The organism is Sphingomonas adhaesiva, from assembly GCF_036946125.1.
In the GTDB taxonomy this organism is placed as follows: domain Bacteria; phylum Pseudomonadota; class Alphaproteobacteria; order Sphingomonadales; family Sphingomonadaceae; genus Sphingomonas; species Sphingomonas adhaesiva_A.
In genome coordinates this window covers 820,625-842,142 of record NZ_JAQIJT010000002.1, presented here as the reverse complement: position 1 = coordinate 842,142, position 21,518 = coordinate 820,625, and the positions used below count along the sequence as shown (strand labels likewise).

At 70.5% G+C, this 21,518-nt stretch carries 19 protein-coding genes; 13 read left to right on the top strand and 6 right to left on the bottom strand.

All coding sequences use genetic code 11. The features are described 5' to 3' along the window. Positions 1-138: 138 nt before the first annotated feature. A complete protein-coding gene (locus tag PGN23_RS10250; protein WP_335302776.1) occupies positions 139-3,108 on the top strand; it encodes a TonB-dependent receptor domain-containing protein in 2,970 nt (989 codons plus the stop codon). Between the two features lie 54 nt (positions 3,109-3,162). Here the strand turns inward: PGN23_RS10250 and alr are convergent, their stop codons facing one another. Continuing rightward, complete coding sequence (alr, locus tag PGN23_RS10245; protein ID WP_335302775.1) at positions 3,163-4,197, bottom strand: alanine racemase; 1,035 nt, start codon at positions 4,195-4,197, stop codon at positions 3,163-3,165. A 28-nt stretch (positions 4,198-4,225) separates the two neighbouring features. Further along, on the bottom strand, positions 4,226-5,824 hold the full coding sequence (locus PGN23_RS10240) for an MFS transporter (RefSeq protein WP_335302774.1): 1,599 nt from the start codon (positions 5,822-5,824) through the stop codon (positions 4,226-4,228). A gap of 61 nt (positions 5,825-5,885) precedes the next feature. Here PGN23_RS10240 and PGN23_RS10235 point away from each other — a divergent pair, with 61 nt between their 5' ends. Both PGN23_RS10235 and PGN23_RS10230 read left to right on the top strand, forming a co-directional pair. After that, positions 5,886-6,470: an NADPH-dependent FMN reductase gene (locus PGN23_RS10235; protein ID WP_335302773.1), complete on the top strand. Its 585-nt coding sequence runs from the start codon at positions 5,886-5,888 to the stop codon at positions 6,468-6,470. A gap of 49 nt (positions 6,471-6,519) precedes the next feature. Further along, positions 6,520-7,743, top strand: coding sequence for an NAD(P)/FAD-dependent oxidoreductase (locus PGN23_RS10230; RefSeq protein ID WP_335302772.1), 1,224 nt, complete (start codon positions 6,520-6,522; stop codon positions 7,741-7,743). A gap of 42 nt (positions 7,744-7,785) precedes the next feature. On the opposite strand, the gene PGN23_RS10225 is transcribed toward PGN23_RS10230, so the two are convergent. Together PGN23_RS10225 and PGN23_RS10220 are read right to left on the bottom strand one after the other, a co-directional pair. Further along, entirely contained in the window at positions 7,786-11,904 is a 4,119-nt protein-coding gene (locus PGN23_RS10225; protein ID WP_335302771.1) for a translocation/assembly module TamB domain-containing protein, read from the bottom strand. Continuing rightward, positions 11,904-13,850 (bottom strand): autotransporter assembly complex protein TamA, encoded by a 1,947-nt coding sequence (locus PGN23_RS10220; RefSeq protein ID WP_335302770.1) that lies wholly within the window; start codon positions 13,848-13,850, stop codon positions 11,904-11,906. The genes PGN23_RS10225 and PGN23_RS10220 overlap by 1 nt, the downstream gene beginning before the upstream one ends. 124 nt (positions 13,851-13,974) lie before the next feature. On the opposite strand from PGN23_RS10220, the gene PGN23_RS10215 reads away from it, so the two are divergent. Then, on the top strand, positions 13,975-14,139 hold the full coding sequence (locus tag PGN23_RS10215) for a hypothetical protein (protein ID WP_335302769.1): 165 nt from the start codon (positions 13,975-13,977) through the stop codon (positions 14,137-14,139). Positions 14,140-14,210: 71 nt separating this feature from the next. Here the strand turns inward: PGN23_RS10215 and PGN23_RS10210 are convergent, their stop codons facing one another. Further along, positions 14,211-14,834, bottom strand: a complete 624-nt coding sequence (locus PGN23_RS10210; RefSeq protein WP_335302768.1) for a S24 family peptidase — start codon at positions 14,832-14,834, stop codon at positions 14,211-14,213. A gap of 83 nt (positions 14,835-14,917) precedes the next feature. On the opposite strand from PGN23_RS10210, the gene PGN23_RS10205 reads away from it, so the two are divergent. Both PGN23_RS10205 and PGN23_RS10200 read left to right on the top strand, forming a co-directional pair. Next, the gene (locus PGN23_RS10205; RefSeq protein ID WP_335302767.1) at positions 14,918-15,109 is read left to right on the top strand and encodes a hypothetical protein; all 192 of its coding nucleotides are present in this window, start codon (positions 14,918-14,920) and stop codon (positions 15,107-15,109) included. Further along, positions 15,106-15,399, top strand: a complete 294-nt coding sequence (locus PGN23_RS10200) for a hypothetical protein (protein WP_335302766.1) — start codon at positions 15,106-15,108, stop codon at positions 15,397-15,399. Before PGN23_RS10205 ends, PGN23_RS10200 begins: the two co-directional genes overlap by 4 nt. A gap of 6 nt (positions 15,400-15,405) precedes the next feature. Here the strand turns inward: PGN23_RS10200 and PGN23_RS10195 are convergent, their stop codons facing one another. Further along, positions 15,406-15,798: a phasin family protein gene (locus PGN23_RS10195; protein ID WP_335302765.1), complete on the bottom strand. Its 393-nt coding sequence runs from the start codon at positions 15,796-15,798 to the stop codon at positions 15,406-15,408. A 60-nt stretch (positions 15,799-15,858) separates the two neighbouring features. Here PGN23_RS10195 and PGN23_RS10190 point away from each other — a divergent pair, with 60 nt between their 5' ends. From PGN23_RS10190 to bfr, 7 genes are all read left to right on the top strand, one after another. Beyond that, positions 15,859-16,392: a homogentisate 1,2-dioxygenase gene (locus PGN23_RS10190; RefSeq protein ID WP_335302764.1), complete on the top strand. Its 534-nt coding sequence runs from the start codon at positions 15,859-15,861 to the stop codon at positions 16,390-16,392. Further along, a complete protein-coding gene (locus PGN23_RS10185; RefSeq protein WP_335302763.1) occupies positions 16,389-16,997 on the top strand; it encodes a peptidylprolyl isomerase in 609 nt (202 codons plus the stop codon). The genes PGN23_RS10190 and PGN23_RS10185 overlap by 4 nt, the downstream gene beginning before the upstream one ends. A gap of 238 nt (positions 16,998-17,235) precedes the next feature. After that, entirely contained in the window at positions 17,236-18,468 is a 1,233-nt protein-coding gene (locus PGN23_RS10180) for a M20 metallopeptidase family protein (RefSeq protein ID WP_335302762.1), read from the top strand. Positions 18,469-18,485: 17 nt separating this feature from the next. Then, positions 18,486-19,010 (top strand): biliverdin-producing heme oxygenase, encoded by a 525-nt coding sequence (locus PGN23_RS10175; RefSeq protein WP_335302761.1) that lies wholly within the window; start codon positions 18,486-18,488, stop codon positions 19,008-19,010. Then, on the top strand, positions 19,010-20,329 hold the full coding sequence (locus tag PGN23_RS10170) for a DUF418 domain-containing protein (protein WP_335302760.1): 1,320 nt from the start codon (positions 19,010-19,012) through the stop codon (positions 20,327-20,329). Before PGN23_RS10175 ends, PGN23_RS10170 begins: the two co-directional genes overlap by 1 nt. 85 nt (positions 20,330-20,414) lie before the next feature. Beyond that, positions 20,415-20,585: a (2Fe-2S)-binding protein gene (locus tag PGN23_RS10165; RefSeq protein WP_335302759.1), complete on the top strand. Its 171-nt coding sequence runs from the start codon at positions 20,415-20,417 to the stop codon at positions 20,583-20,585. Between the two features lie 91 nt (positions 20,586-20,676). Next, entirely contained in the window at positions 20,677-21,171 is a 495-nt protein-coding gene (gene bfr, locus PGN23_RS10160) for a bacterioferritin (protein ID WP_335302758.1), read from the top strand. Positions 21,172-21,518: the final 347 nt, after the last annotated feature.

The window sequence follows — 21,518 nt, the reverse complement described above, 5'->3', positions numbered from 1 at the left end:
TGGTCATAAACGCACACATGGATCAGGTCGGCCGTTGCCTACGCGCGGCTCGATTGTAGGCTTGCCCCATGGCGTCGAGGAGCGCCGTAGCAACGCGGGCGAACGTGCACAGCATGCGCTCGTATGGGGGTCTGAAACATGAAATCTACCGTTCGTCTTCGTCTGCTCGCATCGTCGATGATGCTGGGAGCGGGCCTGCTCTCCATGCCTGCCGCGGCTCAGGTGGAGGCTCCGCAACTGCCGCAGGAAGGCCCGACCGACGCCGCGTCCGACGCGCCGCAGGACATCGTCGTCACCGGGTCGCGCATCGCGCGCACGGGCGTCGATACCAGCGTGCCCACGCTGCAGATCGGCGTCGAGGCGCTGGAACAGCGCGGCTTCCGCAACGTCGCGGACCTGGCGACGCAACTGCCGCAGTTCGCGCCGTCGTTCGGCACCTCGCGTACGCAGTCGACCTTCTCGGGCGCCGCGTCCTCCGGTCTGAACCTCATCAACCTGCGCAACCTGGGCGGCGGACGCACGCTGACGCTGACCAACGGTCGCCGCATGCCCGGCGGCACCACCACCGGCACCGCGGTCGACTTCAACACCGTGCCGACCGCCAATATCGAGCGGATCGAGGTCGTCACCGGCGGTGCCTCGGCGATCTACGGCGCCGATGCGGTCGCGGGCGTGGTGAACATCATCACCAAGACGAACTTCGAAGGGCTGGAAGTCGGCGGAAGCTACGGCATTTCCGAGCGGGGCGATAACGAGAACCCCAGCGGCTACCTGATGTTCGGCAGCAAGTTCGGCGATGGCGGTCACATCATGGCGACCGTGCAGGCCGATTTCCAGGGCGAGGTGTCCTGCGCCACGCGCGACGTCTGCTCGCAGGACTTCGCCTGGTTCCCGCCCGCCGCCGCCATCCGCGGTCCGGCCGCCTATTCGGCCGTCGGCGTCAACGGCACCTTCTTCCTCAACGCCGGCCCGACCGGCAGCGGACTGGGCGCGATTTCCGCCACGCGCGTCGGCAGCTCGACCAGCTACACGGACTCCAACGGCAACCTGATCCCGTTCGTCACCTCGCGCGACGGCTTCAACCGCAACGGCGCCCGCACGCTGGCGCAGCCCACGAAGCGCCTGCTATTCGCCGTGGACGCCTCCTATCCGATCTCGGATAGCGTCAGCGTCTTCACCGAACTGAACTACGGCTCGTCGCGCACCGACGCCGATTTCGAGGGTCATCCGTTCCAGTCGACCGCGGCCGGCAGCCTGTTCGGCGGCGGCCCCGGCGTGACCGGCCTGCAGGCGAGCATTCCGGTCAACATCAACCAGACGGTCGGTGGTGTGACGACGAGCGTCGCGAACCCGATCATCCCGACCGCGGTCTACAATGCGGCGGTGGCGCGCGGCCAGACGACGATCAACTGGCAGCAGCGTTTCAGCGCGTTCGACAGCCGCGGTGCCACCAACGATCGCACGACCGTCCGTGCGGTCGCCGGTGTGCGCGGCGACTTCACGGTGATGGGCGACAAGAACTGGAACTGGGAAGTCAATTACGTCTACGGCCGCACGAAGCTGGACAGCCTGACGCGCGGTCTGGTGAGCACGCGCCAGTTGTACTATGGTCTGCGTACCGAACTGACCGCGAATGGCACGCTGCAGTGCGCCGATGCGGGTGCGCGCGCCACCGGGTGCGTTCCGATCAACCCGTTTCTGCCCTATACCGATGCGCAGCGTCGCGCGCTCAGCATCGATGCGGGTCAGAGCGGCGAGAGCATCCTGAACGACGCGCAGGCGTTCGTCTCGGGTGAGCTGTTCAACCTTCCGGGCGGCCCGTTGGCCTTCGCGGTCGGTGGCGAGTACCGCACGTTCTCCGGTTTCCTCGACTATGATGCCCCGATCAACAATGCCGAAGTAACGGGCAACCAGATCGGCGACGTGACGCTGAGCAAGACCATCACAAAGGAAGCCTATGGCGAGTTGATCGCGCCGGTCTTGGCCGACCTGCCGTTCATCCGTCGCCTTACGCTGGAGGGCGCATATCGCATCTCCGATCCCAGCAACGGTGGCAATTACAGCACGTGGCGCTACGGCGGCACCTGGGAGCCGGTGGGGGGTCTGCGCTTCCGCGTGATGCGCGCGCGTGCGGTTCGTGCGCCCACGCCGGGCGAGCTGTCGGGTGTCGGCCAGACGTTCGGTACCGTCAACGATCCCTGCACGGTCACCAATCGCAGCGCCAATGCGACCCGCGCCGCGAACTGCACCGCGGATGGGGTGCCGGCCACGTACGACCCGCCGCTAAACGTCCAGCAGTCGGTCGCCGGCTTCGTCGGCGGCAACCCGAACCTGGCACCGGAGCGTGCGACGACGCTGACCTATGGCCTGGCGTTCGAGCCCAGCTTCATCCCAGGCCTGTCGATCACGGTCGATCGGTTCGAGATCAAGCTGACCGACGTCATCAACACGGTCGGCCGTCAGCTGAAGGCGAACCAGTGCTACGACACCACGTCGCGGCTGTTCTGCGGTGACCTGACGCGCAGCACCAACCCGAACGTGCCGGGCGCGAACTACGTCCTGACCGCGGTCAACGATCAGCTCATCAACGTCGCCGCCCTCGACATCCGGGGCATCGACTTCGAGCTGCGGTACAACCGTCCGCTGCTGAACGGCCGCCTCTCGCTGCAGGGCATCGGCACGCTGTACGACAAGGCAACGCAGACCGCACTGCCGGGCCAGCCGTCGACCGACCTGCTCGGCTTCGCCGGTGGTTCGACGTCGGATCAGGGCTTCGTCAAGTTCACCGGAGCGGCCAATGTCGGCTGGCAGGAAGAGGACGGCTTCGGCATCAACTACAACCTGCGCTACATCGGCAAGGCACGGACCAGCCCGTTCGCGCCTGCGACCTATCCGACGATCGGCGACCGCTTCTATCACAATGCGCGGATCGTCTATAATGTCGACAAGCAGTACCAGTTCTACTTCGGCGTGAACAACATCGCGGACAGCAAGCCGCCGTTCTTCCCGACGAGCACCGCGGGTACGCAGGCGCTGGATACTATCCCGGCGTTCTACGACATCTTCGGACGTCAGTTCTTCGCCGGCTTCAAGGTCAACTGGCGCTGATACTGAGCTAGACGAAAGCGATGGGCGGCCGGTCATCGATCGGCCGCCCTTTTTTTACCCCCACACCCGCGCGAACCGCGTACCCAGCCCCGTCAGCAGCTCGTACTGGCTCATCCCGCTCGCCGCCGACGCGCGCGGCAGGTCGGGGTCGAGCGCGACCCAGTCGCCCTCGCCCACCTCCGCCTTGCTCACGTCCAGCGCGATCAGGTCCATCGACACGCGTCCGATCACCGGCAGCGCCGTATCGCCCGCGAACGCGCACCCGCGGTCGGAGAAGCCGCGCCAATAGCCGTCGGCATAGCCCAGGTTGACGATCGCCACCGCGGTGTCGCGCGGCGCGCGCCACGTCGCATTGTATCCCACCGTCTCCCCCGCGGGCACGACGCGGCGTTGCAGCACCTCCGCCTCAATCGTCACGACCGGGCGCAGCGTGGTCGCCAGCGCCGGCACGGGCACGCCGCCGTACACCGCCAGCCCGGGCCGCGTCAGGTCGAAGGCATAGTCCGCCCCCAGCGCGATCCCGGCGGAATTGGCGAGGCTCATCCGCGCCGCCGCGGTGCGATCCGCCAGCGCCGCGAACGCCGCGCATTGCCGCGCATTCATCGCGCTGTCGGGTTCGTCCGCGCAGGCCAGATGGCTCATCAGCGTGTCGATCGTCAGCCCGTCGAGCAGCCCCGCCGCCACGTCCCGCGGCGCCACGCCCAGCCGGTTCATGCCGGTATCGACCATCACATCGCACGCGCGCCCCGCGCCCACCCCGCGCCACCGCGCCACCTGCGCGGGCGTATTAAGCACCGGCCGCACATCCGGCACGCCGATCAGCGACACATCGTCGTCGCGCACCCCGTGCAAGACCGACACCCGCGCGCCCAGCCCCGCCACCACCGCCGCCTCGGCCCAGGTCGCGACGAACAGGTCGCGACACCCCGCCGCGATCAGCCGCGTCGCCACCTCGCGCGCGCCCAGTCCGTAACCGTCGGCCTTCACCGCCGCGCCGCACGCCGCGCGCCCGCTCATCGCGGCAAGCGCGCGCCAGTTCCCGGTCAGCGCATCGGTCGAAAGGCGAAGGCAGTTGGGGGCGTCGTACATGCCCCCGCGGTTAGCGCGTCACGCGGCGTCACGCCACCGCGGCGCCGTAGCGATCCTCCGTCAGCCCGATGGCCGTCACGACCAGCGCCAGCACCACCACCCACCACGTGTACCACAGCCCGGCATAGGGATCGCCCGTCTTTGCCACGATATACTGGCTGATGAAGGGCAGGAACCCGCCGAAATACCCCGTCCCCAGATGATAGGGGATCGACAGCGAGGAATAGCGGATCGCGGGCGGAAACATCTCGCTCAGCAGCGCCGCGACGGGGCCATAGGTGATCCCCGACAGCAGCGACATCGCGACGATCGCGACCAGGATCAGCGCGATGTTGCGCGCCGGCGGCACCACCGGGGCCAGGTCGTAGCCCGCCCGCGCCAGCGCCGCGTCCAGCGCCTCGGCCGTGGTGACCCGCTCGCCGCCCGATCCGATCGTCACATAGGTATCGGGCGCCGCCGCCACCGAATAGGGCACGCCCTTCTTCGACAGATGATCGAGCAGCTGGCCGCACGGCGTCGCCTGAACCTTGTCGAACGGGCTGTAGGTGCACGCCGTGCCGTGCACCACGACCGGCTGCGTCTCCGCCGCGCGCGCCAGCCCGGGGTTGGCCGCGCTGCCCATCAGCCAGAAGATCGGGAAGAGGAAGACCAGCGTCAGCACATAGCCGACCACGATCGGCTTCTTTCGCCCGACCTTGTCCGACAGGTGCCCGAACAGCAGGAACCAGCCGACGCCCGCCGCCACGCCCACGCCCGTGATGACCTGCGCCAGCGTCTCCTCCACCCGCATCGTCGTCTGCAGGAAAGACAGCACCGTGAACATCGCGGTGTACCAGATCACGGTCAGCCCCGCGGCGATGCCGAACAGCGCGACGATCATCCGCTTCAGGTTGCCGGGATAGGTGAAGCTCGCCTTGATCGGGTTCGCCTCGCGCTCGCCCGCGGCGCGCATCTTCTGGAAGACCGGGCTTTCCGACAGCTTGAGCCGCATCCACAGCGAGATCGCGAGCAGCACGATCGAGAAGACGAACGGCACGCGCCAGCCCCAGGCCGCCCACATGTCCGCCGGCATGATCGCCTTCACCAGCAGGATCACCGCCAGGCTCAGCAGGAAGCCGCCGACCACCCCCGCCTGGATGAAGCTGGTGTAGAAGCCGGCGCGCTTCCTGGGCGAATGTTCGGCGACATAGACCGCCGCGCCGCCATACTCGCCGCCCAGCGCCAGCCCCTGCGCCACGCGCAGCAGCAGCACGATGGCCGGCGCGGCAAAGCCGATCGTGGCCGTGGTCGGGGTCAGCCCGACGCCCGCGGTGGCGATGCCCATCAGCGTGATCGTCACCAGGAACGTGTATTTGCGCCCCAGCCGGTCGCCCAGATAGCCGAACAGCACCGCGCCCAGCGGCCGGAACCCGAAGCCGACCGCGAAGCCGGCCCAGGCGAGCAGCGTCTGCACCGTCTCGTTCCCCGCCGGAAAGAAGGCGCGCCCGATGATCCCGGACGCGGCCAGCGTGCCGTAGATGAAGAAATCGTACCATTCGAACACGGTGCCCAGCGCAGAGGCGGAGATCACCAGCTTGATGTCCGCGCCGCTCGGCTCCTCGATATGCGTGTCGCTGGCGCTCGCCATGTCTCTCCCCTGCTCCGTGCACCCGGTTTACCCCGGCGCGCGCGCGCGGCAAGATGCGGCGATGCGCATCCTCATCCTCTATGGTTCGTACCGGGCCGATCGCCTCGGCATCCGGCTCGCCCGCTTCCTCACCGATCGCTTCGCCGCGCTGGGTCACGACGCGACGCTGGTCGATGCCAAAGCGGTCGGCCTGCCGATGCTCGACCGCATGTACAAGGAACATGACAAGGGGAGCGCGCCGCCCGCGATGGAGGCGCTGGCGGAGCGGATCCGCACCGCCGACGCGTTCGTCTTCGTCACCGGCGAATATAATTGGGGGCCGCAGCCGGGACTCAAGAACCTGACCGACCACTTCCTGGAGGATTGGTTCTGGCGCCCCGCTGCGATCGCCAGCTATTCGGCCGGGCGGCTGGCGGGGGCACGCGCCAATTCCATCTGGCACGCGATCCTTCCCGAAATGGGGATGCCCGTGATCCCCAGCACGTTGACGGTCGGCCCGATCGCCGCGACGCTGGATGCCGACGCGCAGCCGACCGGCGACGCCGGCGCCTCGCTGGAGCGCGCCTTCGCCCGCTTCGCCCGCGATCTCCTGTGGTGGGCGCAGGCCGCCGCGACCCGGCGCTCGACGAACGCACCACCCTATTGAAGCCGCCGCGCCGCTGGTGCATCGCGTCCGCCAGAGGGGAGACGAGCGGATGCAGCAGTTCGACGTGGTGATCGTGGGGGCGGGTCATGCCGGCGCACAGGCCGCCATCGCGCTTCGCCAGCGAAAGTTCGCGGGCACGATCGCGCTGATCGGCGACGAGCCCGAGCTCCCCTACGAACGCCCGCCGCTGTCGAAGGAATATCTGGCGCGCGACAAGCCGTTCGAGCGCATCCTGCTGCGCCCCGCCGCCTTCTGGACGGACAAGCAGGTGACGCTGTTGCCGAACACGCGCGTCGACGCGGTCGACCCCGCCGCGCACCGCGTCACTACCGCCGACGGCGAGGCGATCGGCTACGGCACGCTGATCTGGGCCACCGGGGGCAGCCCGCGGCGGCTGACCTGCACCGGGCACGACCTGATCGGCGTCCACGGCGTGCGTACCCGCGCCGATGTCGACCGGCTGATGGACGAGCTTCCCGCCACCGAGCGCGTCGTGGTGATCGGCGGCGGCTATATCGGGCTGGAGGCGGCCGCGGTCCTGACGAAGCTCGGCAAGCACGTCACCCTGCTGGAGGCGCTGCCGCGCGTGCTGGCGCGCGTCGCGGGCGAGCCGCTGTCGCGCTTCTACGAGGCGGAGCACCGCGCGCACGGCGTCGACGTGCGGCTGGGCGTCGCGGTCGACTGCATCCTGGAGAAAGACGGCCGCGCGACCGGCGTGCGGCTGGCGGACGGCGAGGTGCTCGATGGCCAGATGGTGATCGTCGGCATCGGCATCGTCCCCGCGGTCCAACCGCTGCTGGCAGCCGGGGCGGCGGGCGGCAACGGCGTCGCGGTGGATGCGCTGTGCCGCACCTCGCTGCCCGACGTCTTCGCGATCGGCGACTGCGCGCTTCACGCCAACGGCTATGCGGACGGGGCGGAGATCCGGCTGGAATCGGTGCAGAACGCCAACGACCAGGCCAATGTCGTCGCCAGGGCGCTGACCGGCACCCAGGAAGCCTATGACGCGGTGCCGTGGTTCTGGTCGAACCAGTACGACCTGAAGCTTCAGACCGTCGGCCTGTCGACCGGCCACGATGCCGCGATCCTGCGCGGCGATCCCGCCACCCGCAGCTTCTCGCTGGTCTATCTCAGGGGCGGCAAGGTGATCGCGCTCGACTGCGTCAACGCGACGAAGGACTACGTCCAGGGCCGCGCGCTGGTGGTGGGACGCGCGGAAGTGTCGCCGGAGAAGCTGGCGGATGCGGCAACGCCGCTGAAGGAGATGGTATAGTCGATCAGCCCCTCCCCCTTTGGGCGAGGGGCTGAAGGCGTCTCAATAATCCCGCGACACCCGCACGTTCCCGCTCTGCCGCCCCAGCGTCGAGATCGACGACAGCAGCGACAGCCACCGCGTCACCTGGAACTCCACCCGCGTCGCCGAATAGCCCTGCCCGTCGGTGATGATCTCGGCATAGACCCGCCGCGTCACATACTTGCCCGCCGCGATCGAGGTCCCTTGGCCCGTCTGCGGATCGGCCGGCAGGATGCGCAGCCGGTCCAGCCCCGCCGCGCGCCGCACGGCGTTGATCGGGCTTAGGCCATTGCCCCCGTCCTGCAACGCCGCCACCGCGGAGGCGAGCTGCAATGCCTCCGGCGCGGACAGGTTGGTGATCGACGTGCCGAACAACAGCCGCGACAGCAATTCGTCCTGCGGCAGCGCGGGCACGCTGGTGAACGCGATCTCCGGCCTGGCGGCCACGCCGGTGACGCGGATCGTCGCATTGACCCCGTTGGCGTTCGCATTCGCCTCGATATCCAGCGCCGGGTTCGCCGGCACCTCGCCCGCGAAGCGGATGACGCCGCGCGACAGCTCGAACTCGCGGCCCGCGAACTCGTAATCGCCGCGGACCAGATCGGCGCGCCCGGTGATCGCCGGGTTGGTGGGCGTGCCGCCGATCGTCACGTCGGTGGTCCACTCGCTCGACAGGCCCAGACCCGTCACCATCAATCCGTTGCGCGCCTTGGCGCGGATCGCCAGCTTCCACGGCGCGGCGGCCTCGTCGTCCTCGACGCCGCCGCCATCGGGCAGGTTGATCTCGCGGATGTTCAGCTGCGGCACCGCGCTCGCCACCGTCGCCTGCCCCAGCCGGTAGCGGCTGGCGTCCAGCGTCACGTCGCCGCTGATCGTCCCGCCCACGCCGTCCGAGCGGAACGCGATCGGGCCGCTCACCGTCGCGGCGATATCGTCGCGCTCGATCATCGCGGCGCGATCCGCGTTCAGCCGCAGGTCCAGCGCCACGCCGCGCCCGCCCGCGAAGTCGAAGGCGCCGCTGCCCGTCACCTTGCCGCGCCCGGCATCCGCGGTGAACGACTGCACCTGCAGGCGCGACCCCGCGAACCGCCCCTCGGCGCGCACGTTGCTCAGCACCGTGCCCGTCACCGCGCTGGCGATCCGCCCGCCGGTCGCGCGCACCACACCGCGCAGCTGCGGGTTGGCGACCGTCCCGCTCACGTCCGCGGCGATCGCGACCGGCCCCGACAGGTCGAACAGCTCGACCCGCGTCAGCCGCCACAGGGTATCCGCCGGCCCGCTGTAGCGCAGCTGCGCGAACAGTCCGGCGCGCGTCAGCCGTTCGAACCCGTCACCCGGCCCCAGCGGCTTCAGCAGCGCCTGCGCGCGCCCCACCACGCGCCCGCCCGACGCCATCACCAGCCGCACGCCCGCCTGTTGCGGCGTCAGCACCCCCGCCACGCCCAGGTCGACCGGGGTGGATGAGGTCAGCAGCCCCGACCGGGTCAGCCCGCGGATGGTCAGGTTCGTCCGCCCGGTCGGGGCCGTATCCCCGCGCACGTCCAGCGCGATCTCGCCCGAGGCGGTGCCGCCCAGCCCCAGCCCGGCATAACCGATGTCCAGTACCGCCAGCGGCAGGTTCGCGAGCGTCCCCCGCAGCGACATGGCTTCCTCGCCGAACCGCCCCGATACCTCCGCCGCGCCGCCCGCGAACACGAGCTTCGTCGGCGCCAGCACCCACGCGTCCGCGTCGCGCCGCAGCACCGCCGGCGTCTCCAGCCGGATCGGGCGCTGCCCGACCTGCCCCTGCCCGCGCACGGTATAGGTGCCGCCCGCCAGCGTCGCGACGGTCTGGATCGCGAACCCGGCGCCGCGCGAACCGGCGACCGAGGCGCGGATCTCGCCATCCTCCCCCGTCAGCCGCACGTTGCCCGCGAACCGCGCCAGCGACAGCGCGCCGCGGCGCAGGCCGCTGCCCGTCACCGTCGCCTCGGTCCGCGCGCCCGCGGGATCGAGCAGCACCGACAGGTCGACGCGCGCCTGCCGCACGGTCGCCAGCGTGCCCACCCGCGCATCGCGCGCCTCGATCCGCCCCGCGATCCGTTGCAGGCCGCGCTCGGGCGACAGGTCGAGCGCCCCGGACAGCCCCCCGCCCGCGATGGTCAGCCGGCCGCGAAAGCCCCCGTCGACGATGTCGAGCGCGCCCGACGCGCGCGTGCCGCTGACGTCCAGCCGCGCCACCACGACCCGCGCCTGCCCGCCCCCCGGCGGCAGCAGGATGTTGCCCGCCGCCGCGAACGGCCCCAGTCGCGATCCGCCCCCCGCGGTGAAGGCAAATCCCTGCGCATCGGGGTCGAGATGCGCGCGCACGTCGCGCAGCCCCATCGCCTGGTTGGGCCGGTCGAAGACGAGGTCGATCGTCGGCCGCTCGATCCGCCCGTCCAGCGTCAGCCGCAGATTGCCATAGCTCGCCTGCCGCCCCGCCCCCTCGAAATGGAACGTGCCGTCGCGCCGCCGATACCCCGTCCCCGCGAGCCGGATGTCGGGCGCGGTCAGCCGCAGGTCGGTGAAATGCAATATTCCGTCGGGCGTCCGCTCCAGCAGCGTCTCGACCCGCGGCAGGCCGCCCGCCAGCGAGCGGAAGAAGGCGTTGTCCAGCCGCAGCATCTGCGCCGTCCCGCGCCCGACGACGCGCGTGCCCTTCCCCCCCGGCCCCGGCACGACGTTCAGCCGCGACTGCACGTCGACCACGCCCAGCCCGGGGATCAGATAGCGCCCCAGCCCGCCGTTCAGCGCCACGTCGAACCGCCCCGTGCGCAGGTCCACCGTCAGCCCGATCCGCCCGGTCAGCCTGTCGGAGCGCAGCCGCAGGTCGTCGCCCGTCACCGTCCGCGCGGTCACGCGCAGCACCCCCGTCACCGACAGGTTGCGCAGGATGCCGCCGGCGACGTCGCCCACCCCCGTCACGCGCTGCGCGGAAAAGGCGATCGGCACGCTCACCGGCGCGCGCGACCACCGCCCCCGCCCCGCCGCGCGCGCGCCCTCGAACCCGGTATCGTCGAAGGAGAAGCGCGGCGCGCTCAGCCGATAGTCGAAGCGGAAGCGGCGAAACTCGCCGTCCAGGATCGCGCGCAGCCGCAGATCGCGCGCGCGCATGTTGCGAAACAGCCCCTCCGGTCGCAGCAGCCGCGCGGTGACGCGGACATTGCCGAAGCGGCTGCGCGCCAGATCGACCATGCCGCGCGCCTCCGCCGCGATCGACGGCGAGCGTAGCGCCAGCTGCCCGTCCAGCCGTCGATCGGCGAGGGTCGCCGAACCGTTCACCGTCACGCGGTTCGTCGTCAGGCTTTGCAGCTTGCCGCGCGTCACCCGGTGCGGCTCGATGGTGCCGATCAGCGTATAGGCGCCGCTGCGCTGCGACAGCGCCAGATCGGCGAGCGGCGCGTTGCCCGCCTCCGCCACCACGCGCCCCTGCCACGCGCGCCAGTCGCCGTCGCCCCCGACGTCGAGCGACAGCGCCCGATCGAGCCCCGTCAGCCGCGCCAGCACGCCCCCGGCCGTGCCGCGCACCCGCGCGTCCAGGTCGAACCGCCCCGCATCGGGGCGCGAATCCAGCCGTATCGCGACCCGGTCGCTGCCCCGCACCACCGCGATCAGGTCGACCATCGCATGGCCGTCGCGGATATCCGCCCGCGCGCGCACCCGCCCGTCGCGGACCACGCCCGTCACCTTCGGCCCCAGGACCAGCCGATCGATCGCCAGCCGCCCGACGACGATGTCGAACGACGGCAGGATCGGCCCCGTCCGCCCGGTGTCGCGCAAGCGCGGCAGCTTCGCCAGCGTCGCAGTGGCGATGTCGAGCGAGGCGATCTCCAGCCGGTTGTTCCACCACGCCAGCGGCCGCCAGTCGAGCGCGGCGCGCGGCACCGCCAGCACCAGCCCCTGCGGATCGTACACCCGAACGTCGGTCAGCACCGCGCGGCCATAGAGCGACCCGTCGATCCGCCCGATGCGGAACCGCAATCCGTTGGCCGGGCGCAGCGCGCCGATGCGATCGGCCACGACGCGGTGTCCGACATCGGTATCCACCAGCACACCGGCGACAATCACCAGCGCGATCAGCGCCGCAACGGCGACGGCCAGCCGGCGCAGCACCCGCATCAGAACGCCTGCCCCAGCGAGACATAGACCGCGATGCGCGAATCCCCCGGCTGCGGGTTCAGCGGGGTCCCGACATCGACGCGGATCGGGCCGAAGCTGGAATAATAGCGCACCCCCAGCCCCGCACCGTAGCGGAACCCGCGGAAGCTGGGCACGCCGTCGGTGTAGATATTGCCTCCGTCCAGGAACGGCACCACGCCGAAATTGCCGAACGCCCTGACGCGCGCCTCCACGCCGAACTCGGCCAGGCTGCGTCCGCCGATTGGATCGTTGTTCGGATCGCGCGGCCCGATCGACTGGAAGCCATAGCCGCGCACCGACGCCCCGCCCCCGGCATAGAAGCGCCGCGACGGCGCCACCTGATCGCGCGGCGCACCCAGGATCGTGCCCAGCCGGATGCGCCCCGCCACCACGGCGCGGTCGCTGACCGGCTGGTACGCGCTCGCGTCCAGCTGGATCCGGGTGTAGCCGAACGCGGTCCCCTGCAACGACAGCTCCGGGCTGGCGCGCCCCGCCAGCCGGAACCCCCGCGTCGGGTTCAGCAGGTCGTCCGACCCGTCATAGCCCAGGCTCGCCGGCAGCGCGCCGATCAGGAAGGTACGCCGCCGCGGCTGGCCGGTGCTGGCGATCACGTCGCGCTCGTCGGTCGCGACCAGCTCCGCGCCCAGCGACCAGATCCACTTCTTCTGGAAAAAGATGTTGGTCTGCCGCTCCAGCGTGGTCGACAGCGTCAGCGTATTGGCCTCGAACGCGTCGCGCAGCAGGTGCGCGACCGCGAATTGCCCCGTCAGCACCCGGTCGCGTCCGCGGAAATTGTTGCGCCGGACCGTCACCTGACCCAGTTGTTCGCGCGTTCCCAGCACGCCGCGCAGCGTCAGCGCCCCCTCCGGCGGGAACAGATTGCGGTGCGTCCAGCTCACTTCAGCACGCGCGCCCTCGCCCGTGCCATAGCCCAGCTCGCCCGCGACCGTGCGCGGCGGCGCGGGGGCCAGCCGCACCGCGATGTCGACCGTGTCCGGCGTGGCCCCCGGCACCGGCTTCACCTCCGCGGTGCTAACCAGTCCGGTCTGGATCAGCGCCCGGCGCAGGTCGTCCACCTGCGACGCGGCATAGGGTTCGCCGGGCTTGAAGCGGGCGATCTCCTGCACGTGCGCCGCGTCGAACACGCGATTGTCCGCGTTCGTCGTGATCCTGCCGAAGCGCCGCGCGGTGCCGGGCGCCACCTCCATCTGCAACGTCGCGGTGCGCGCGGCGCGATCCACCACGATCTCGGGCTCGCCGATCGTCGCAAACGGGTAGCCCAGCTCCCCCGTTCGCGTCCGCAGCTGCGCATCCGCCGCGGCGATCGCGTCTGAATCGACCGCATCGCCGGGCTTCACCGCGAACGCATCGCGCAACCCCGCGGCCTGCTCGACCCCCGCCACCGTCACGCCCGCAAAGCGATACAGCGCGCCGGGCGTCGCGGTCAGCACCACGACCGGGCGCTTGCCCGCGGCCCGCTCCACGCCCGTCGTCACCGCCGCGTCATAATATCCCTCCGCCTTCAACAGCGTGAGGAGCAGGTCCGCATCCTGCCGCGCACGGCGGTCCAGCTGCGCGGCATTGGCGTCCTTCCCGTCGTTGCCCGCCAGTACCGACAATTCCTCGAACCGCTGCCGCAGGAGCGGCGATCCGATCCCCTCCAGCCCGTCGATCCGCCACGCATAGCGCGTCACCGCCGTCGCCTGGGTGTCGGCCTGCGCCGCCGGCTGCGCGACCGGCGCGGCCGACAGATCGGGCCACGCCACCCCGATATCGGGCAACGGCGCCAGCGGCGAATCCGGGTCCAGCTCGGCATCGGGTACCGCGGGCGTCGCGACGCCCTGCCCCGCGGTGGGCGCGCTCACCATCATCATGCCGGCCGCGATGCCGAACAGCATGCCGCGCCGCCCCACTTCCGGCGTCATGCCTCCGCGTCTAGCCGGTGGCGAAGCGCAGAAGAAGGGGGCAAAACGCGCCACGGGGCGCAAGCCGCGCACGGCTGGCCGCGCCCACTGGCGCATCGCGCCGCCAAGTGGCAAGGCCGCGCGCATGGCCTCTTCCAAGCACACCACCGCCGGCGGCTTCCCGATCGCGATCGGCGCGCTGGGCGGTACCATCGTCGGACTGATCGTGCGCCAGCCCTCGATCGGCTTCCTCGCCGGCCTCGCGCTCGGCACGCTCATCGCCGTCGCCATCTGGCTGAAGGAACGCTGATCGGATTTCCCTCTCCCCTCGTGGGAGAGGGAGGGAGCGGCAAAGCCGCGGAAGGGTGAGGGGGCCGCGCGCTACACGTCGCGCAACAACAACCGCGCCCGCCCGATCACCTCGATCTCCGCCAACTTTACCGTCACGGCATCGAATGCCGGATTGTCGCTGACGATCTCAATCGTCCCGCCCCGCGGCACCAGCCGCTTGACCGCGACGCCGTCCTCGCGCCGGATCACGAACAGCCCGCCCCCCGCGGGCACGCGGCGCTCGCCGACGTCGACCAGCAAACGGTCCCCGTCCATCAGTGTCGGCATCATCGATTCCCCCGCGACGCGGATCATCGACGCCTGCGCCGCCGTCACCCCCAGCTGACGCAGCATCGCCGCCGGCAGCGCGACGCTGCGGATCACCCGCTCCCCCTCGGCGCTCCGCCCGCTTCCCGCCGCCGCGCTCACGTCGAGCCATGGCACCGTGACCTCCGCGGGCGGCGCAGCGGCCGGACCGCCCAGCGCCGCGTCCTCCACCCCCAGGAAATCCGCCAGCATGCGCCGGTCGCGCTCGGGCAGCACGCGCGGCGACCCACGCCCGACGAACTGCTGGAGGTAGGCGACGTTGCGCCCTAGCATTCTGGACAAGGCGGACAGGCTGACCCCGCGTGCCTGGGCGAGCGCCGCCAGCGCCTGTCGGGGATCGTCAGCCATGCCCGCACCCTAGACGCAGGAAATATCCTAGACAAGCCGAACGGATGAGAACATATAGAGAACACCTCGAATCGGAGGCGTGGATGGACCTGCTCATGGAAATCGAAACCTATCTTGATCGCACCGGCGTCGCCGCGACCGCCTTCGGCCGGCGTGCCGTCAACGACCCCCGGCTGGTGCTGGACATGCGCCGCGGCCGGCGACCGAAGCCGCACACGATCGAACGCGTCAGCGCGATCCTGCATCCCTCCCGCCGGGCGGAGGCACGCCGATGACCACGCGACTGGAACGCGCACTCACCCGATCCGCCGCGGCGGCCGGCGCGCCCTTCGCGGTGGAGCGTCACGACATCGTCGAATGGCGCAGCGCGACCTTCGCCGGCGACCGGCACCGACTGGTCGCCAGCGCCACCTCCAGCGAGCGCCTCGACCGCTGGCTGGCGCGGATCGAGACGCTGGACCTGGCGGTGCCCGGCCACGTCATCGCCGACCTGAAGATCGCCACGTGCGAGCGTGTCGGCGACGTCACCCGCTTCCGGATCGACGGGCTGACGGTCGTCACCTGAGGCGGGCTATTCCCCCTTCGCCGGGTTCACCGCGTCGCGCCCGAACCGCATGATGAGTTCGCCGATCTCGCGCGCCTGATCCATCGACCTCTTGCCCTGCTGGCGCAGGAAATCGCCCTGGATCTGCATCACCTCCGACAGGTCCTTGGCCTGCGCCGCGGCGCGCATCGCGGCAAAGGCCTCCTGCGCGTTGGCCTGCGCCTGGTCGATGATCGCCACGCCGATGGTGGAGGAATTCTCCACCATCCGGCGTCCCGACGCCTGCATCGTCTCGCCCGCCTTGCGCGCGGGGTCCATCACATGATCCTGGAACGCGCCACGCGCATCCGTGGTCGTCGCGTCGTCACCCTCGGCCATCATTCCCTCCGCGGCATCCTCGTCACGGGGAGAACCGGCCACCGTGCGGTTGGTTGCGGATCGACGGGTAGCCGCGCGCCCGCACCGGGGGTAGGATGAGGCATGCGTTTCACCCTGACCCTTGCCGCCCCGATCCTTGCTTTCACCGCGATCGCCGCGCCCGCCATGGCGCAGGATGCCGCGACCGACCCGCGCTGCGCCGCCGTGCGCGTCGCGATTCCGCCCGAACTGTCGCGCTGGAGTCAGCGCACCGCGCTCGCCGCCGGCACCTCCACGCGCAGCGCGCCGGTCCTGGTGATCGGCCGGGCGACCGACCTGCGCCTCACCACCGCCGATCGCGTCACCGTCGCCGCGGCGCCGGGTCGCGACGCGGAGGCGGGCAGCACCGCGGGGCTGGCGCTGTTCCAGGTCGCGCGTGCGGGCACCTATCGTGTCGCCCTGGGCGAGGCGGCGTGGATCGACGTCATCCGCGCCGGTCGCGCTCTGCCCTCCACCGCGCACGGCCATGGCCCGATGTGCAGCGGCATCCGCAAGATCGTCGACTTCCGCCTGACGCCGGGCCGCTACGTGCTCCAGATCGCGGGCACCCCGGCGGCCTCCGTGCCGGTGATGATCGCGCGGGGCGCGGCGGCATGATCGCGCTCCTGCTCGCCGCCGTGACGCAGGTAGCGCCCGCCGCCGCCGCCCCCACCGCCGCCCCCGCGCCCGTCGCGACCCCCGCACCGCAGGTGCAGCTCACCCGCGTCCGGCTGACCACCGACGCCGGCGCGATCGTCATCGGCGTCGATACGAAGGCCGCGCCCGTCACCGCCGCCAATTTCCTGAAATACGTCGACCAGAAGAAGCTCGACGGCATCGCCTTCTACCGCGCGGTGAAGGTCGGCGACGGCTATGGCCTGGTCCAGTTCGGCACTCGCAACGAACCCGGGCGGACGCTCCCGGGCATCCGGCACGAACCGACGACGCAGACCGGGCTCCACCACACCGACGGCGCCATCTCGATGGCGATGGCGACGCCGGGGACCGCGGCGGGCGATTTCTTCGTCGTGGTCGGCGACATCACCTCGATGGATGCCAAGGACGCCGATCCCGGCTTCGCCGTCTTCGGCCGCGTGCTGGAGGGGATGGACGTCATCCGCCGCATCCTCGTCGCCCCCACCAGCCCCACCGCGGGCGAGGGCGTGATGAAGGGCCAGATGCTGGAGCCGACGATCAAGATCACGAGCGCACGGCGGCTGTAGAGGAAAAGCGGAACCGCGGCTCAAGGCGGGACCTTTGCAAAGGGCGACATCGTGCTCCTGCCTGCGCAGGAGCACGGGGGAGCCTTTTGCAAAGGTCCCACTCAAGGCCGGGGCGACGGGACCACTCCCCCCTCGTCACCCCGGGCTTGATCCGGGGTCCCGCTTCTTCCTTCTGGACCAGCCCCGCCTTGCCGCCCCTGTGACTCCGGCGTTACAATCGCCCGCAAAGGAGTCCCCCATGAGCACCACGCTTGCCACCCGCACCGACTGGAGCGCGATCGGCGCCGAGCAGCTGGCCGACGTTATCGCGCTGCGTCGCGCGATCCATGCCGAGCCGGAGGTCGGCCTCCATTGCCCGCTGACCACGCAAAAGGCGAAGGCCGCGCTCGCAGGGCTGCCGCTGGAGATCCACGACAGCCGGAGCACCACCGGCTTCATCGCGATCCTGCGCGGCGGGCGCACCGGCGGGGCCGGCTCGAACGGCCGCACCGTCCTGTTGCGCGGCGACATGGATGCGCTGCCGATGACGGAGGAAACCGGCCTTCCCTTCGCCTCGACCATCCCCGGCGCGATGCACGCCTGCGGCCATGATGCGCATACCGCGATGCTCGCGGGCGCGGCCAGGGCGCTGTGCGCGCGGCGCGAGGAACTGTCCGGCACCGTCGTCTTCATGTTCCAGCCGGGCGAGGAGGGGCATCACGGCGCGCGCCACATGATCGAGGACGGGCTGCTCGACATTGCCCGGCCGGAGGCGGCGTTCGCGCTCCACATCTCCCCGAACGCCCCCGCCGGCATCTTCGTCGGACGCGAGGGCGCGCTGCTCGCCTCGACCGACACCGTCCTCGCCACGATCCGCGGCAAGGGCGGGCACGCCGCGATGCCGCACGAGGCGATCGATCCGATCCCCGTCGCCTGCGCCATCGTCGCCGCGCTGCAACAGCACGTCGCACGCCGCGTCCCCGTCGCGGACCCCGCGGTGCTGACGATCACGCAATTCCATGCCGGCTCCTCGCACAACATCATCCCCGGCGAGGTGAAGCTGATGGGCACGCTGCGCACGCTGTCGGAGGATACCCGCACCGCGATGCGCGCCGCCTTCCACCAGATCGCGCAGGGGATCGCCGCCGCGCACGGCTGCGTCGCCGACACCGGCATCGACGAGGGCTATCCCGTCACCATGAACGATCCGCGCGCGACGCGGCTGATGCGCGACCTGTCGACGCAGGTGGGATCGCAGCGCGGCTGGTCGACGATGCCCGCGCCGATGATGGGGGGCGAGGATTTCAGCTACGTCCTGCGCGACGTGCCTGGCGCCATGGCCTTCCTCGGCGTCGCCGCGCCGGGCACCGATCCGCGCACCAATCCGCCGCTTCATAATACGAGGATGACGATCGACGAGGACGTCATGGCCACCGGCGTCGCGATGCACTGCGCGCTGGCCGAGCATTTCCTGGAGCACGGGCTGGACTGACGCGGATGGCGGCTTCCTTGTCGGCCCCCTCGTCCGCGATCGCGGACCTGCGCCGCGCGACCGCGGCATCGCACGATGCCGTCGATGCGGCGTTCGGCGCACACGACCTCGCGGACCGCGACGCCTACCGCCGCTTCCTGGTCGCGCACGCGCGCGCGCTGCCCGCGGTGGAGGCGGCGATGCGCCCGCTCCCCTTCGCGCGCACTCTCGCCGCGCGCACTCCGTTGCTGCACGCGGACATCGCCGCGCTCGGCGAACCGCTGCCGCCCCCGCTTTCCTTCGCCGTCGAGGACGACGCCGCGCGCTGGGGCGTCCTCTACGTCGTGGAGGGATCGCGGCTGGGCGGTGCGATGCTCGCCGGCCACGTCCCCGCCGACAGGCCGCGCGCCTATCTCGCCGCGGTCCATCCCCCCGGCCAATGGCGCGCGATCCGCGCCGCGATCGATGCCGCCGCCGCGGGCCGGGACGCCGGCTGGCACGCGCGCATGATCGACGGCGCGCTGCGCACCTTCGCGCTCTACCGCGAGGCCGCCGGCGCCTGATGGCGAACGGCCCGAGGCGGCGTGCGCCGGTCGCCGCGCTGCCGTCCACCATACTTCCGCCGTCCTCGTGGCGCACGCTGGCGCTCCGCCGCACCGGAGTCCGCATGTCGTCATCCGCCACCCCCCGTATCGGACAGCTCGATTACATCCGCGGCATCGCGGTGATGGGGATCCTGCTGGCGAACCTCCCCGCCTTCGCGCTGCCCGCCGCCGCCTATTTCTCGCCGCTGGCATGGGGCGGGCACCAGGGCGCCGACCGGATCGCCTGGTTCGTCAATTTCGTGGCGGTGGAGGGCAAGATGCGCGGGCTCTTCTCGATGCTCTTCGGTGCGTCGATGCTGCTGGTCATCGACCGGGCGGAAGCCGCCGGCCGGTCGGGGCTGCGGGTGCATCTCACGCGGATGGCGGTGCTGTTCGCGATCGGCCTCGTCCACCTCTATCTGATCTGGTGGGGCGACATTCTGGCCCATTACGCGCTGGTCGGCGCCATCGCCTGTCTCTTCATCCGCTTGCCGACGCGGCTTCTGCTGCTGTTCTCGGTCCTGTTCCTGCTGCTCGACCTCCTGATGTCGGGCGGGGTCGCCGCGATGCTGTACGGGGCGACCCCGCCGTCGGCGGACATGCTGGAGGAGATCAGGAACGCGTTCGGCATCCCGCCGCGCCCCGCCCTGATCGCGGAGCTCACCGCCTATCGCGGCACGCTGGCACAGGCCGCCGCCTATCGCTGGTCCCACGCCGGCTCGCCGCTCGACGAGCTGTGGATCTTCGGCCTGCAGACGCTGAGCGCGATGCTGCTGGGCATGGCGGCCTATCGCGCCGGTTTCCTGACCGGCCAATGGTCGCGGCGCGCCTACGCCCGGGTCGCGGCGATCGCGCTCGGCGTGACGCTGCCGCTGTACGCGCTGATCGGGGCGCATTCGATCGCGAGCGGGTTCGACTATCGCTGGATTTTCACCGCGTCGGTCATCCTGGGGCCCGCGATCCGCCCCGTCACCACCCTGGGCTATGCCGCGCTCGCGCTGCTGACCTTCCGCGCCGATCGCGGGGCGAGCGCGCGGATCGCCGCGGCGGGGCGCGTCGCGTTCAGCAACTATCTCGGCACGTCGATCGTGATGCTGCTGCTGTTCACCGGCCTCCACCAGTTCGGCCGCTGGCCGCGCGCGAGCCTCTATCTGCTCGCCCCCGTGATGTGGGGGATCATGCTGGCATGGTCGCCGTGGTGGGTCGACCGATTCGCCTATGGGCCGATGGAATGGCTGTGGCGCTCGCTGGCGCGCGGGCGGTGGGAGCCGATGCGTGTGCCGCCTGCGCCCGGTTGAACGCGATCAGTTGCGAACGCGACGCAAATTTCCTTGCAATCCACTCTCAATAGCGCTAGAAGATGGGCGAGCGAGAGGGACATCCATGGTTGTCTGCGTTTGCAATGCGATACGGGAATGCCAGGTGCGCGAGGCCGCACGCTCAGGTGCCACGACCGCCTGCCAGGCATATCGTGCGGTCGGCTGCCAGGCCAAATGCGGGCAGTGCGTACCGTTCGCGCGAGACATTATCGCGCAGGAGCGCGCCGCCGCCTGACCCCGAAAGCCGCGGAAACGCGTCTGTTTCGCCCTGTCCCTGTTGACCGATCGGCGCTAAGGCGCTCGTCAGATCCCGATCGGAGGCACGTATGAAGGGCGACCCCAAGGTCATCGAATTCCTGAACGAGACGCTCAAGAACGAGCTGACCGCGATCAATCAATATTGGCTCCATCATCGGTTGCTGGAGCATTGGGGCGTCTACAAGCTCTCCGAGTTCGAGCGACACGAATCGATCGACGAGATGAAGCACGCCGACTGGCTGGCGGAGCGCATCCTGTTCCTCGACGGCCTGCCCAACTTCCAGCTGCTTGGCCGGCTACGCATCGGCGAGACGGTGGAGGAAGTCCTCAAGGGCGACCTCGCGCTCGAGATCGAGGCGGTGGCGCAGCTGAAGGGCGCGATCGCCTATTGCGAGGAGGTCCAGGATTACGTCAGCCGCGACCTCTTCAAGCGCATCCTCGTCAGCGAGGAAGAACATGTCGACACGCTGGAGCGCCAGTTCGAGATGATCGAGCGCATGGGCATCCACAATTACATCCAGCTCAACTCGATCAGCGAGCACGACAAGCCCGCCAAGGATTGATCCCTGTCCGTCATCGCGAGCGAAGCGATCCACGGCCGATCGCGCGACGCCCTGAAGTGCTACGCTTCGCTCGCCATGACCTCACGAGGGTGACCGAAGCCTCGGCAGAACGCCGCTTTCTGTGCCCCGGCGAAGGCCGGGCCCAATTGCGTTCCGGTTTCGGCATCTCACGAGCGCACCGATGCTGGTCCCCGGCCTCCGCGGGACCCTTGCAAATGGCTTCAACAGCGCCGCGTACCGGCCGTGCTCCTGCGCAGGCAGGAGCCCAGAGTCAGGCAGAACAACGCCCGTAGCGACCGGCAACCCTGGGCTCCTGCCTGCGCAGGAGTACGGTGGAGACTTTTGCC